13 protein-coding genes and 1 tRNA gene are annotated in these 12,957 nt (G+C 72.2%); 3 read left to right on the forward strand and 11 right to left on the reverse strand.

Features of this window, described 5'->3' with window-relative positions; genetic code table 11:
- Positions 1-2 precede the first annotated feature (2 nt).
- Positions 3-2,360, reverse strand: coding sequence for a hypothetical protein (locus ABT263_RS12765; RefSeq protein WP_352290493.1), 2,358 nt, complete (start codon positions 2,358-2,360; stop codon positions 3-5).
- A gap of 413 nt (positions 2,361-2,773) precedes the next feature.
- On the opposite strand from ABT263_RS12765, the gene ABT263_RS12770 reads away from it, so the two are divergent.
- Complete coding sequence (locus ABT263_RS12770) at positions 2,774-3,772, forward strand: tyrosine-protein phosphatase (protein WP_329488646.1); 999 nt, start codon at positions 2,774-2,776, stop codon at positions 3,770-3,772.
- 28 nt (positions 3,773-3,800) lie between these two features.
- On the opposite strand, the gene ABT263_RS12775 is transcribed toward ABT263_RS12770, so the two are convergent.
- From ABT263_RS12775 to ABT263_RS12810, 8 genes are all read right to left on the reverse strand, one after another.
- Positions 3,801-4,745 (reverse strand): RNA polymerase sigma factor SigF, encoded by a 945-nt coding sequence (locus tag ABT263_RS12775; RefSeq protein ID WP_352290495.1) that lies wholly within the window; start codon positions 4,743-4,745, stop codon positions 3,801-3,803.
- Between the two features lie 190 nt (positions 4,746-4,935).
- Positions 4,936-6,018 carry an RNA polymerase sigma factor SigF gene (locus tag ABT263_RS12780; protein WP_352290497.1) on the reverse strand — a complete coding sequence of 361 codons (1,083 nt, stop codon included), beginning with the start codon at positions 6,016-6,018 and terminating at the stop codon, positions 4,936-4,938.
- A 272-nt stretch (positions 6,019-6,290) separates the two neighbouring features.
- Positions 6,291-6,584: a Dabb family protein gene (locus ABT263_RS12785; protein WP_329488644.1), complete on the reverse strand. Its 294-nt coding sequence runs from the start codon at positions 6,582-6,584 to the stop codon at positions 6,291-6,293.
- 85 nt (positions 6,585-6,669) lie between these two features.
- Complete coding sequence (locus ABT263_RS12790; RefSeq protein ID WP_199926184.1) at positions 6,670-6,834, reverse strand: hypothetical protein; 165 nt, start codon at positions 6,832-6,834, stop codon at positions 6,670-6,672.
- Between the two features lie 451 nt (positions 6,835-7,285).
- A tRNA-Ser gene (locus tag ABT263_RS12795) sits at positions 7,286-7,375 on the reverse strand.
- A 69-nt stretch (positions 7,376-7,444) separates the two neighbouring features.
- Complete coding sequence (gene tadA, locus ABT263_RS12800; RefSeq protein WP_352290499.1) at positions 7,445-7,960, reverse strand: tRNA adenosine(34) deaminase TadA; 516 nt, start codon at positions 7,958-7,960, stop codon at positions 7,445-7,447.
- A 40-nt stretch (positions 7,961-8,000) separates the two neighbouring features.
- The gene (locus tag ABT263_RS12805) at positions 8,001-8,579 is read right to left on the reverse strand and encodes a tRNA adenosine deaminase-associated protein (protein WP_329488642.1); all 579 of its coding nucleotides are present in this window, start codon (positions 8,577-8,579) and stop codon (positions 8,001-8,003) included.
- A gap of 232 nt (positions 8,580-8,811) precedes the next feature.
- A complete protein-coding gene (locus ABT263_RS12810) occupies positions 8,812-9,048 on the reverse strand; it encodes a hypothetical protein (RefSeq protein WP_329488641.1) in 237 nt (78 codons plus the stop codon).
- A 184-nt stretch (positions 9,049-9,232) separates the two neighbouring features.
- On the opposite strand from ABT263_RS12810, the gene upp reads away from it, so the two are divergent.
- Positions 9,233-9,868, forward strand: a complete 636-nt coding sequence (gene upp, locus ABT263_RS12815) for a uracil phosphoribosyltransferase (RefSeq protein ID WP_329488640.1) — start codon at positions 9,233-9,235, stop codon at positions 9,866-9,868.
- Between the two features lie 74 nt (positions 9,869-9,942).
- Here the strand turns inward: upp and ABT263_RS12820 are convergent, their stop codons facing one another.
- Together ABT263_RS12820 and ABT263_RS12825 are read right to left on the reverse strand one after the other, a co-directional pair.
- Positions 9,943-10,605, reverse strand: a complete 663-nt coding sequence (locus tag ABT263_RS12820) for a LytR C-terminal domain-containing protein (protein WP_352290578.1) — start codon at positions 10,603-10,605, stop codon at positions 9,943-9,945.
- Positions 10,606-10,854: 249 nt separating this feature from the next.
- Positions 10,855-11,151 (reverse strand): type II toxin-antitoxin system VapB family antitoxin, encoded by a 297-nt coding sequence (locus ABT263_RS12825; protein WP_030061387.1) that lies wholly within the window; start codon positions 11,149-11,151, stop codon positions 10,855-10,857.
- Between the two features lie 148 nt (positions 11,152-11,299).
- Between ABT263_RS12825 and ABT263_RS12830 the strand changes: the two genes are divergently transcribed.
- Positions 11,300-12,952 carry a helicase HerA-like domain-containing protein gene (locus ABT263_RS12830; RefSeq protein WP_352290501.1) on the forward strand — a complete coding sequence of 551 codons (1,653 nt, stop codon included), beginning with the start codon at positions 11,300-11,302 and terminating at the stop codon, positions 12,950-12,952.
- Positions 12,953-12,957 lie beyond the last annotated feature (5 nt).

The raw sequence follows: 12,957 nt of genomic DNA on the forward strand, positions 1-12,957 counted from the left end.
TGTTAGCGGGTGCCGGACTGGCCGGCGGTCTTCTTGGTCGGGTCGGCCTTCCCCCCGGAGGCCTTGCCGGTCTGGGCGCCGCCCTTGGCGTTGCCCTTGGTGCTGCTCTTGCCGGCCGTGACGCCCTTGCCCGGCACCGGGACCCCGCTACCGGGGACCAGCGTCGGGGCGTCGGTCCGGGCGGTGTCGCCCGGGCCGGCCGGGACGGCGTCGGCGGTGCCCTGGGGCACGACCTTCTTGTCGGCCGGCGCCGGAGCGGTCAGCGTCTTGGCGGTGTTCGGCGCGGCGGCCGGAGCCGCCGGGGTGACCGCCGCGGCCAGCTTGAGCTGGACGCTGCTCTGGAGCGCTCCGGGCTTCACCCAGCCGGACAGCGTACCGGCGTAGGCGGTGCCGAACGCACCCGAGCCGATCGCGAGCTTCTGGGTGGTGCCGGTCGGCATGGTGGCCTGCACCTGGACGCCGGCCGGAGCGCTCACCGTGACGGTGTCGCCGACCCGGTAGGCGGTGACCTGGCCGGCGGTGAGCGCCGCGTTCCAGGCCGCGCGGCGCTGGAACTCGGCGCCGAGGTCCTTCTGCGCCAGGTTCACGATCGGCGCGTTGTCGGCGTGCAGCGCGCGGTAGGTGGAGAGGACCTTCTCCAGCACCGGGTAGACGATCCGGTCCTCGGACAGGTTCGACTGGTGGATGAAGTGCGGTCGCGGGTCGTTGCTCAGCACGTGGCCGAGGTCGATCCGGGCCTCCAGCGGCACGATGTACGACTGGTAGCCGGTGTTCACGTCCAGCGGCGTCGGCAGGCAGGTGGAGTTGGCGTTGTTCTCGCAGACCCCGCTGCCGCCGTTGGCCACGCTGGTGTAGATCCAGTTGTACTCGTCCGTCTCCTCCTTCGCCGTGGCGGCGTTGTAGAAGACGTTCATCGGGTACCGCGGCACGGTCAGCACCGACGAGCCGACGGCCCGCTGGCCGGTCTCGCGGGAGGCGTCGCTGGCCGTCCACTTCACGCCGTTGGCGACCAGCGAGGGAGCCAGGTACGGGTTGTCGCTGGTCTCCTGCGGAGCGGTCAGCAGGCCCGAGTGCTCACCGGTGACCAGCTCGGTCTTGTCGATGTGCAGGTTGCGCGCCGCGGCCCAGTCGATGTTGTTCTTGATCTGGGACGTGATGGTGGCCTGGTCGACCCAGACGGTGTTGCCGGCGGTGTCCTTGGTGCACTTCCACGGCACCACCGAGACGTCCTGGAGGCAGCCCAGGTACGGGTGGGTGTAGGTGTGGTTGACCCACCGGTAGCTGGTCTGGTCGGCGACCATCTGGTCCACCACCGGGTCGGTGGTGACGGAGTGGTCGGCCTTCCAGTCCTCGCTGCCGCCGCCGTTGAACACCATGTCCATGGTGAAGTTGTTGGCGCTCTGCCACTGCTTGGCGTACTGCGCGTCGGCGACCGTCATCCGGATCGGGTCGGCCGTCTCCGGGGTGCCGGGCGGGCAGGTGACGTCACCGGGGGTGCACTTCAGCACGGTGTCCCAGCGGTCGTCCGCCAGGAAGACGTCGTCCACGTGGGCCGCGAAGTAGTTGCGGTCGTAGCCGAGGTGGACGCCCTGGGTTATCCAGTCGACTATGCCGCGCGCCAGCAGGCGGTACTGCTGCTGGTACTGGTTGTAGACGAAGGTGACGACCAGCTCCTTGCGGCCGTCGTGGCTGTACTCGCCGACCAGCGAGCCCTTGGTGGTGGTGCCCGGGATGGTCGTCTCGACCAGCGGGGTGAAGCTCGCACCGGCCGGCAGGGTGGTCAGCGGGGTGGCGAGGAAGCCGTAGCTCTCGCCGACCGCCGGGTCGTTGTCCTCGAACGGGACGCTGCCCTTGAGGTAGCCGAACGGACCCGCGAGACCGGCCGTGGAGACCTGGCCCTGGAAGCCGTCGAGGCTGCCCATGTAACCCGGGTCGGCGGCGTAGTTCAGGCCGACCTCCGGCCTGGCGTAGGTGTACGCGTCGACCTGGCGCACGCCGAACGCCGCCTCGTAGGCGGCGATCGCGGCCATCTCGGCGGAGCCGGCCGCGAACGGGTTGTCGTTGGGCAGCACGATGCCCTGGAACTTGCCGCGCGGCTGGCCGTTGAGGCTGTCGCTGAGGAAGGCCGCATTGATCACCGGGCGTCCGGCGTCGTTGAGGTCGACCAACTTGTACGGGGTGCCCTGGCTCTTCAGCTCGGCCGCGATGGCTGCCGAGGCGGGGCCGCCGTCGCTGATCACCAGGACCGTGAGGTCGATCCTGGGTGCTGCGGTGGCACCGTGTGCGAGGGATGACTGCAGGCCGCCGGCCAGCAGGACTGCTGCCGCGCAGGCGGCAACTCTTCGGGTCGCTCGACCCATGTGTGTTCCTCCCCTGGGCAGGGCGCTTTCGCTGCTCGACGCTCGCCTGCCCGGTCGCTGTTCGCGGGCAGCAGGCTGCCCGGCGCCCATCCTGGTGGAGACTCCGCACCGATTGGGACCAAATGGGCAGGAGTGCAGCGAATCTGTTACCAACGTTCATGGCGATGCCATGAAGGCGCTGATTGTGACCGGAAGAGCGCCTGTTGCGCAAATAATGAATTGAGAATTAAAAACGGCGCCGGAGCGTTACCGCTGGTCACCGACCGTGCGGTGATGACATGTATGCCGCGCCCTACACTGGCGGCGTTGCGCATGACACTCTTGCACATCCCCCTGTTCCGTCGGGCAGGTTCATGCAATATCGCGTCGGGTTGTGCCACGGCACCGCTCGAATATCCAATGGAGGCCGCCGCGTGACCGAGCAGCAGACCGAGACCGCCGCAATCGAGGCCCTGCGGAATGCCGTGGGGACGTCGGTGGAGGGCGACCGGGACGGTGCCCGGGAAGAGGTCCTGGAGCCCGCTCCGGAAGCCGCCCAGCAGGCCCGGAGCCTCGGCCTGCGGGGCGCCGTCAACGCCCGCGATCTCGGTGGCTACCGGACGGCCGACGGACGGGTGCTGAAGCACGGCGCCGTGCTGCGCAGCGACGGCCTCAACCGCCTCACCGACGAGGACCTCGACCTGCTCGCGGCGCTCGGCCTGCGCCAGGTCGTCGACCTGCGCAGCCTCGACGAGGTCCGCGAGGCCGGCCCCGACCGGGTCCGCGGCCTGCCGGTGGCCGTGATCGCGGCCGCCGAGCTGTCCGCCGCGCCCATCACCGTCGAGCGCACCGCCCCGGACGGCGTGACCCTGCACCACCTGCCGGTCTTCGCCGCGGATTTCGACATCTACGTCGCGCTGCGCGACGCCCTGGCCGACCGCAGTCCGGAGAAGCAGCGCGCCCTGCTCGGTGACGGCCGGGCCGCCGCGATGATGACCGGCCTCTACCGGTGGTTCGTGACCGACCCGGTGGCCCGCGAGCGGTTCGCCACCGTGCTGCGCCTGCTGGCCGCGCCGGACGGCGCGCCGCTGCTGTTCCACTGTTCGGCCGGCAAGGACCGCACCGGGTGGACGGCGGCCGTCCTGCTCACCGCCCTCGGGGTGGACCGCGAGACGGTCTTCGCCGACTACCTGCTCACCAACGAGCGTTCCGCCGCGATCGTCGAGACCATCGTGGACAGCTTCGGCACCCGCGGCCTGATGCAGGAGCCGGAGCTGCTGCTCCCGGTGTTCCGGGCGGAGCGCGACTACCTGGAGGCGGCCTTCGAGGAGGTCGAGGCCGGCTGGCCCGACTTCGCGTCGTTCTGGCGGGACGGCCTGGGCCTGGACGACGCCGTGCTGGCGGGCCTGCGGGCCAACCTGCTCGTACCCTGAGCCGCCCCGGCCCGGTCCGGGCCCCGGCTCACCCCTCGCTGATCAGGCCCTCGCGCAGCTGTGTGAGGGTCCTGGTCAGCAGTCGGGAGACGTGCATCTGGGAGATGCCGATCTCCTCGCCGATCTGCGACTGGGTGAGGTTGCCGAAGAACCGCAGCATGATGATCCGGCGCTCGCGCGGCGGGAGCTTGGCCAGCAGCGGCTTCAGCGACTCGCGGTACTCCACGCCCTCCAGCGCGAGGTCCTCGTAGCCGAGCCGCTCGGCCAGCGGGCCGTCGCCGTCCTCCTCGCCGGGGCTGGAGTCCAGGGAGCTGGCGGTGTAGGCGTTGCCCACCGCGAGCCCCTCGACCACGTCCTCCTCGCTGACGCCGAGGCAGACGGCCAGCTCGGCGACGGTGGGGGAGCGGTCCAGCTTCTGGGCCAGGTCGTCACCGGCCTTGGTGAGCGCCAGCCGCAGCTCCTGCAGTCGCCGGGGCACCCGGACCGACCAGCTGGTGTCCCGGAAGAAGCGCTTGATCTCGCCGACCACGGTCGGCATCGCGAAGGTGGGGAACTCCACCCCGCGGTTCGGGTCGAACCGGTCGATCGCCTTGATCAGGCCGATCGTGCCGACCTGGACGATGTCCTCCATCGGCTCGTTGCGGCTGCGGAAGCGCGCGGAGGCGTACCGGACCAGCGGCAGGTTGAGCTCGATCAGGGTGTCACGGACGTAGGTGTGCTCCGCGCTGTCGGCCTCCAGGGCGGCGAGCCGCTGGAAGAGCGAGCGCGAGAGCGTCCGGGTGTCCAGCCCGGGGCCCGGCGGCGCCTGCGGCGCGGCGGCGGCGTCCGCCGCGGCCGGCGCGGCCGGCGCGGGGTCGATCTCGGCGACGGACGGTGCGTCCGGGCCCCGCTGGAGCGGGATCCGGTCGACGGCGACCGCGGTGCCATGGGCCTGACCAGCGTGGATCTCCGCAGTGCCCAGGTCTCCGGACATGCACCCACCCCCTTGTGACTGACAGTTGAACGGATTCCGTCGCGCGGTGGTTCCCGAGGACGCCCTCCCCCTGCATACCGGAACACAGTCCCCGGCAAACCCGAAGGTCGCAAGACGTCACGCGGTGGTAACGCGCAGCAATCCCGGGCGGGCCCAGTGGTTCGCGGTGTTCTGTCCGGGATTGTGACGGTCAGTCTTCCCAGGAATTGCCGGTCCGAAGCCTGGTCAGGATCCGCGAGAGCAGGCGCGAGACGTGCATCTGCGACATCCCCAGCTCGGTGCTGATCTGGGACTGCGTCAGGTTGGCGAAGAACCGCAGCATGACGATCCGCCGCTCCCGCTCGGGCAGCTGGACCAGCAGGTGACGGACCATGTCCCGGTGCTCGACCTCGGCCAGTGCCGAGTCCTCGTAGCCGAGCCGGTCCAGCAGGGCGAGCCCGCCCTCGTGCTCCTGGGCCGCCTCCAGGGAGGCCGCGTTGTAGGCCCGGCCGGCGTCCAGGCAGGCCCGGACGTCCTCCTCCGGGATGCGCAGGCTGGCGGCGATCTCGGGCACCTTGGGGGCCCGTCCGTGCACCACCGTCAGCTCCTCCATCGCGCCGCTGACCTGGACCCAGAGCTCCTGGAGCCGGCGCGGGACGTGCATGGTGCGGACGTTGTCGCGGAAGTAGCGCTTGATCTCGCCCAGGATGGTCGGCAGCGCGTAGGTCGGGAACTGCACGCCGCGGTTCGGGTCGAACCGGTCGATCGCGTTGATCAGGCCGATCGTGCCGACCTGGACGACGTCCTCCATCGGCTCGCTGCGGCTGCGGAAGCGGGTGGCCGCGTAGCGCACCAGCGGGATGTTGACCTCGATCAGCGCCGCCCGGACCCGCTCCCGCTCGGGGGCGTCCGGGGGCAGTTCGGCGAGCCGCTCGAACAGCACCCGGGTGAGCGTCCGGACGTCCACCACCGGGCGGCCGCCGGGGCCGCGCAGGCCGTCCGGGCGGAGCTCGCCGGCCGGGCCGATGACGGTGGCCAGGACCTCGTCCCCGGGCGTGGGCGCCGGGCGACCGGCGTCCGGTGCGGCGGCCTGCGCCGGGGCCTGGGCCGGAGCCTGCGCCTGGGCCTGGGCCTGGGCCGGAGCCTGCGCCTGGGCCTGCGCCGGGGCCTGGGTCTGGGCGGTGGTCGGTCCGGCGGTCTGGACGACGGCCTGGACGACGGTCTCCGCGGTGATCTGCCCGGCGGCTTGGCCGGTGCCGGTGTCCGGCGCACTCCCTGGTGTCCGCACGGACACGTCACCCCTCCCAAAGTCGACAAACGGTGGGACTTGCGGATCGGGTGTCGCGGCTCGATTCACCACCTCGCCGTGTCCGGCAAAACCGGTCATAGCATCACAAGCCGGGCGCAGGTCGGGCAAGTACCGAGGGGAGGTGTGTTGGTGCTGCGCCGGTGCGCCACCCGGCCCCCCGGGGTGGCGCGGCGCCGGGGGCGGTTTCCGGACAGCGCAAGGCGCCCCGCCCGGGTCCCGGGCGGGGCGCCTGCGGCCGTCCGGGGGACGGTCCGGGGTCAGACCTCGATGTCGGCGATCACCCAGGTGGCGAACTCCCGCCACTGACCGGCCGCGGCCTGGTGGGCCGGGTGGGTGAGGTAGGCCTGCAGCGCCGCACGGTCCTCGACCAGGCTGTTGATCGCGTAGTCGTGGGCGATGTCGCGCTCGGTGGTGTTCCAGCCGCACTCCCACTCGCGCAGCTCGGGGATGACCGGGCCGAGCGCCTCGAAGGCCTCGGCGCCGGCGAGCGCTCGCTCGTCGTCCTTGCTGACGCCTTCGTTGAGCTTGAACAGGACCAGGTGCCGGATCACGATGCCGCTCCTCGCGGACGGGGGACTGAGGGTCCCGCACACCGTAGCCGGAGCCGCCGGGGCCGGAGGACCGCCCCCTGGTCCGCTACTTCACCAGCCCGGTCATGAAGGTGCCGACCGCTTTGGCGGCGTTCGAGATGCCCTCGAACCCCAGCTGGACCAGCTCGGCCGCGCGGGCGGGCGAGGTGATGATCGTGTAGAGCACGAAGATGAGCAGGAGGACCATGCCGATCTTCTTCGCCTGCGCCATCCGGTGACCTTCCTCCCTGCTGTGGGCCGCCGCCATTCGGTCCCCGAGCGGCCCTCTGCAGAGCGCAGCTTATCCACCGGACGGCCCATCAAGTGTGCGACGCGTTCACCCGGCGGGACGAAGGTCCCCGGGAGTGGGGCCTTTCTCCGGGTGCCCGGGCGCGGACCGTCGCGCAGGATGGGTGGTGTGCCGCGGATCTGGCAGGAATCCCCCGGCACGTGGATCCGGAGCTCCCCGCTGTGGGACCGGTCGCCGTGACTTCCCCCCGACGCGGCGCCGGTTGTGGGACTCCGCCGGGGGAGCGGTTGGTCCCCCGAGCCGCTCCCCCTCCAGGCTCCGTACTCGCCGGGCGTTGGTGGTCATCGGCCCCGGGTGCGGAGCCCTTCCGCGCCCGAGGGTGCGCGGGAACGACGAGGGCCCCGACCGTCTCCGGTCGGGGCCCTCGTACTGCTGGCGGTAGCGGTGGGATTCGAACCCACGGTGAAGTTGCCCCCACACACGCTTTCGAGGCGTGCTCCTTTGGCCGCTCGGACACGCTACCGAGGGGAACTCTACCGGACGGGTGGCGAGGTCACGAAATCCGTATCGGGACGGCGGCCGGCGGCCGCGTTCAGCGGTGGTTCTCGAAGAACGCGCGGAGCTGCTCGCCGCACTCGTCGGCGAGGACGCCCGGGATCACCTCGGGGCGGTGGTTGAGCCGGCGGTCGCGCATCACGTCGAAGAGCGAGCCGGCGGCGCCGGCCTTCTCGTCGAGGGCGCCGTAGACCACCCGGTCGATCCGGGAGAGCACGAGGGCGCCCGCGCACATGGTGCAGGGCTCCAGGGTGACGACGAGGGTGCAGCCGACGAGCCGCCACTCCCCGAGCGCGGCGGCGGCCTCCCGGACGGCGACCACCTCGGCGTGGGCGGTCGGGTCGCCGACCGCCTCGCGCGCGTTGTGGCCGCGTCCGATCACCTCGCCGTCCGGGCCCAGGACGAGCGCCCCGACCGGGACGTCCCCGGTGGCCGGCGCCAGGGCGGCCTCGGCGATGGCGAGGCGCATCGGCGCCGCCCAGCGGTCGCGGACCGGGTCGGGGCGGACGGGGGCGGGGAGCGGGGCTATCTGGCGGGTGGACGCGGACTGCATGGCATCCAGTGTCCGGCATCCGGCGAGGGGCACCGGCCCGTTACCGGACGGCCTCCAGGACCTCACCGCAGCCGAGGGCCTCGGCGATCTCCTCCAGGGCGTCGCCCGGCACCGCGCCCTCGCCGCTGAGGGCGAGCAGCTCCTCGGACGGCAGGCCGAACTCGGTGAGCAGGTGGGCGTCGCCGAGCGGGCCGACCGGGACGCCGCCGCGGGCGTCCGCGTCGCCGTCCTCGTCCTCCTGCCCGGCCGAGGCCTGCGCCTCCTCGTCCTCCAGCTCGGCGACCAGGTTGTCGAGGTCGCCGAACTCGCTCTCGCCGGCCTGGTCGACCAGCTCGTCGGTGAGGACGGAGCCGTAGCTGCTGCGGGCGGCGGCGGCGCCGTCCGATACGAAGATCCGCGGGTCCTCCTCACCGTCGACCCGGACGATGGCGAACCAGACGTCCTCCTGTTCGATGAAGACCAGGACGCTGTCGTCGTCCTGGGCGGCTTCGCGGGCCAGATCGGCCAGGTCCGCCAGGGTTTCGACGTCGTCGAGTTCCGTCTCGCTCACATCCCACCCGTCCTCGGTGCGAGCAAGCACTGCAGCGAAGTACGCCACCAGGGACACTCCCAAGATCATCGGTCTCGGCTCGGCGCTCCGGGCAACGCGGAATCTGGCCGCCCCCGCGCCAGAGGCGGCCCGCTGTTCGGACCGTCCCCTCGGAATCGTGACAGAAAGCCCGGCTTTGCGGGGAGTGTTCGGCAGCGCGTCTTTGCAGGTCGTGTCGGAAGGGCCGGCCCGGAGCCGGTGAACGGGCGCCGGGTGCGCCGGGTGCGCGCCGTCGGATCCCCGTGGGCGCGCCGCGGGCCCGTCAGAACCGGAAGGTTCGCATCCGCATCGCTTCGCGCATCCGGCGCTCCTTGGTGCGCCGGGGCTGGACCCGCTCCCGCAGTTCGCGCGCCTCGGCGAGTTCGCGCAGGAACACCGTCCGCCGTTTGCGGCGCTCCGCCTCGGTCTCCGGGTGGTCCGGGGGCAGGCCCGAGCGCCCGCCCGACGGGCCCGTGGACCCGTCCGCCGAGCCGTCCCCGTTCTTCGGGTTGCTCGTCATAGGACCTGACTTTCCCAGATCGGCCGGATTGATACCACAGGAGGACGTTCCGCCCCGACATTCGCGGTGCGTCACGGCGCGTCACCGCTGGGTGACCCCGGTCGGCTCCGCGCCGGGACGCGGCGCCGGCCCGGTGGGCCACCGGGTGGCGTACGGGCGTCCGGGGCCGGGCTAACCTCGACGTATGCGGATCCACGTCGTCGACCACCCCCTGGTCGCCCACAAGCTCTCCACCCTGCGCGACGAGCGCACCGACTCGCCGACCTTCCGTCGCCTGACCGACGAGCTGGTGACCCTCCTCGCGTACGAGGCGACGAGGGACGTCCGCACCGAGGAGGTGGAGATCACCACCCCCGTGGCGGTCACCACCGGCACCCGGCTGAGCTACCCCCGGCCGCTGGTCGTCCCGATCCTGCGGGCCGGCCTGGGCATGCTGGACGGGATGACCCGGCTGCTGCCGACCGCCGAGGTGGGCTTCCTCGGCATGGTGCGCAACGAGGAGACCCTGGAGGCCTCCACCTACGCCACCCGGATGCCGGACGACCTCTCCGGCCGCCAGGTCTACGTGCTCGACCCGATGCTGGCCACCGGCGGCACGCTGGTCGCCGCGATCAGGATGCTGATCGAGCGGGGCGCCACCGACGTCACCGCCGTGGTGCTGCTGGCCGCGCCCGAGGGCGTCGCGGTGATGGAGAAGGAACTGGCCGGGCTGCCCGTCACCGTGGTGACCGCCGCCGTCGACGAGCGGCTGAACGAGAACGGCTACATCGTCCCGGGCCTCGGCGACGCGGGCGACCGCCTGTACGGCACCGCGGGCTGAGCCCCGCGCGCCACGAACGGACGAACGGAGCCCCCCGGCGGTGCCGGGGGGCTCCGTTGTGCCCGGGGCCCGGCTCAGCAGCTGCCGGTGGTGCTCGGGGTCGGGGTGGGTTTGGTCGCCAGGGCCAGCGCGGCGGCGGCCTGGGTCTCGTCCAGCAGGGCGTTGTAGCTGTCGCCGATCACGAAGTCGACGGTGGTGTCGGTCCGGGCGTCCGCCGTGGTGAGGGCCCCGGCGATCTGGGAGCCGAGCAGGGTGGACGCCCCGGCGCCGGCCGGGCCGGCGACCACCTGGGCGGTGCCGGGCACCTTCTTGTCCAGCTCGGCGGGCGCGTTGCCGACCTTGCCGATGGTGAAGCCGCGCTTCTTCAGCTCCTCGGCGGTCCGCGCGGCCAGCCCGGACTTGGCGGTGGCGTTGTAGACGTTCACCGTGATCGAGGCCGGCTGCGGGATGGCGTTCGGATCGGTGGGGGCGCCGGAGGGCGGGGCCGAGCCGTCCGGGGTGGGGGCGGCCAGCGGTTTGCCCGAGGGCGACACGCAGGCCTGGGCGGAGGCGTTCTTGCCCTTGCCGGTGAAGATGTCCCAGAGCTGCACCCCGCCGAGGCCGATCAGGGCCAGGGCGAGCAGTGAGCCGATCAGGGCGAGGACCTTGCGGCTCTTCTTCGGCGGCCGGCCCAGCCGTGGATAGCTGTTGCCGGTGACGCGGTACTGCTTCCCCTTCAGGCCTTGGGGAGTCAACATGCTCACGGTTTGTCTCCCCCTCGTGCCAGGGCGGGGATCGGGTGACGGAAACGGCCTGGGTGGGCGGCGTACGCCACGGACTGCGGCCGTAGTCAGCAGATTAGTGCCGGACGGCTGCGAAGGTACTAAATGATCATCATCTGGAGTACGCCGGCACCCGAACGGGGGTACCGGTGCATGCGCGGACCGCCCTCCGGAGGTGGCCGGAGGGCGGTGTCCACACGGGTCGCGGGGTGCGGGACGAGCCCGTCACTCCATTTCGAGGACGCGGGCGTGCAGCACCTGGCGCTGCTGGAGCGCGGCGCGTACGGCGCGGTGCAGCCCGTCCTCCAGGTAGAGGTCGCCGTGCCACTTCACGACGTGGGCGAAGAGATCGCCGTAGAAGGTGGAGTCCTCCGCGAGGAGGGTCTCCAGGTCGAGTTGGCCCTTGGTGGTCACCAGCTGGTCCAGCCGCACCGGACGCGGGGCGACGTCCGCCCACTGGCGGGTGCTGGTCCGGCCGTGATCCGGGTACGGCCGCCCATTGCCGATGCGCTTGAAGATCACACGGAAAGCCTACCGTTTGGGCGGCGGATGGCGCAGCAGCCGCGAGCGCGCCACGCGCACCGGCGCGAGCTGCGGGCGGACGATTGCGGCTGTTTCATGGGAAATGTCGTGAACGTCGCCCCTCAGTCGTGCCCTGGAGTGTGCACCGATGTCCACCGCCGAGCCGCCGTCCGCCCCCTCCGGCACCGAGGTCGTCCCGGAAGTCGTCCCGCCCGCGGTGCGGGAGATCGCCGAGGGGTACGCCTTCGCCGGGCCCGCCCTCGACCTCGGGGCGGTGCTGCTGGACGGCACCGCCTACCGGGACGCCCAGGTGCGCATCCCGCTCGGGGTGCTCAACCGGCACGGGCTGGTCGCGGGCGCCACCGGCACCGGCAAGACCAAGACCCTCCAGCTGATCGCCGAACAGCTCTCCGCCCAGGGGGTGCCGGTGTTCCTGGCCGACATCAAGGGCGACGTCTCCGGGATCTCCGCGCCCGGCGCGCCGGGCGAGCGGACCGCCGCCCGGGCCGCCGAGGTCGGCCAGGACTGGTCGGCGCAGGGCTGCCCGACCGAGTTCTACGCCCTGGGCGGCCTGGGCACGGGCATTCCGATCCGAGCCACCGTCACCAGCTTCGGCCCGCTGCTGCTCGCCAAGGTGCTCGACCTGAACGAGACCCAGGAGTCCTCGCTCGGGCTGGTCTTCCACTACGCCGACCGCAACGGCCTGGAGCTGTACGACCTCAAGGACCTCACCGCCGTCATCACCTTCCTCACCTCGCCCGAGGGCAAGGAGGAGCTGAAGGGCATCGGCGGGCTCTCGGCGGCCACCGCGGGAGTGATCCTGCGCTCGCTCACCATGCTGGAGAACGAGGGCGCCGGGGCGTTCTTCGGAGAGCCGGAGTTCGACACCGCCGAGCTGCTGCGGACCGCCCCGGACGGGCGGGGCCTCGTCTCGGCGCTGGAACTGCCCGCGGTGCAGGACCGGCCGCGGCTCTTCTCCACCTTCCTGATGTGGCTGCTGGCCGACCTCTACCAGGAGCTGCCCGAGGTGGGGGACCTCGACAAGCCCAAGCTGGTGTTCTTCTTCGACGAGGCGCACCTGCTCTTCAGCGGCGCCTCCAAGGCGTTCCGGGAGGCGATCACCCAGACCGTCCGGCTGATCCGCTCCAAGGGCGTCGGGATCTTCTTCGTCACCCAGACGCCGAAGGACGTCCCGGCCGAGGTGCTCGCCCAGCTGGGCAACCGGGTGCAGCACGCGCTGCGCGCCTTCACCCCGGACGACGCCAAGGCGCTCAAGGCGACGGTCTCGACCTTCCCCCGGTCCTCGTACGACCTGAGCGAGGTGCTGACCTCGCTCGGCACCGGCGAGGCGGTGGTCACGGTGCTCTCCGAGCGGGGCGCGCCGACGCCGGTGGCGGCGACCAGGCTGCGGGCGCCGCGGTCGTTGATGGGTCCGGTCGAACCTGCCGCGCTGCGGGCGGCGGTGGACGCGTCGCCGCTGGCGGCCCGCTACCGGGACGCGATCGACCGGGAGTCGGCCTACGAGAAGCTGGCCGCCCGGGCGGCGCGGCCGGAGCCGGCCCCGGTGCCCGAGCCGGTCCCGGAGTCGGTGCCGGCCGGGGAGCCCGCCGCGCCGCGGCCGGCGCCCGAACCGCGTCGGAGGTCCGAGGCGGGGTCGGGGGAGGGGGCCGGGGACGGTGGTGGGCTGCTCGGGTCGCTGCTGAGCAACCCGACGCTCAAGTCCTTCGCCCGCTCGGCCGGGACGCAGCTCGGGCGGGAGATCTCGCGCAGCCTGTTCGGGACGTCCCGGCGGCGGCGCTGAGCCGG

The organism is Kitasatospora sp. NPDC001603, from assembly GCF_040298365.1.
In the GTDB taxonomy this organism is placed as follows: Bacteria; Actinomycetota; Actinomycetes; order Streptomycetales; family Streptomycetaceae; genus Kitasatospora.

Coding starts and splice junctions, on each gene's coding strand:
- ABT263_RS12765 (WP_352290493.1), bottom strand. CDS start 2,360: ATGGGTCGAGCGACCCGAAGAGTTGCCGCCTGCGCGGCAGCAGTCCTG.
- ABT263_RS12775 (WP_352290495.1), bottom strand. CDS start 4,745: ATGTCCGGAGACCTGGGCACTGCGGAGATCCACGCTGGTCAGGCCCAT.
- ABT263_RS12790 (WP_199926184.1), bottom strand. CDS start 6,834: ATGGCGCAGGCGAAGAAGATCGGCATGGTCCTCCTGCTCATCTTCGTG.
- tadA (WP_352290499.1), bottom strand. CDS start 7,960: ATGCAGTCCGCGTCCACCCGCCAGATAGCCCCGCTCCCCGCCCCCGTC.
- ABT263_RS12805 (WP_329488642.1), bottom strand. CDS start 8,579: ATGATCTTGGGAGTGTCCCTGGTGGCGTACTTCGCTGCAGTGCTTGCT.
- ABT263_RS12810 (WP_329488641.1), bottom strand. CDS start 9,048: ATGACGAGCAACCCGAAGAACGGGGACGGCTCGGCGGACGGGTCCACG.
- upp (WP_329488640.1), top strand. CDS start 9,233: ATGCGGATCCACGTCGTCGACCACCCCCTGGTCGCCCACAAGCTCTCC.
- ABT263_RS12820 (WP_352290578.1), bottom strand. CDS start 10,605: ATGTTGACTCCCCAAGGCCTGAAGGGGAAGCAGTACCGCGTCACCGGC.
- ABT263_RS12830 (WP_352290501.1), top strand. CDS start 11,300: ATGTCCACCGCCGAGCCGCCGTCCGCCCCCTCCGGCACCGAGGTCGTC.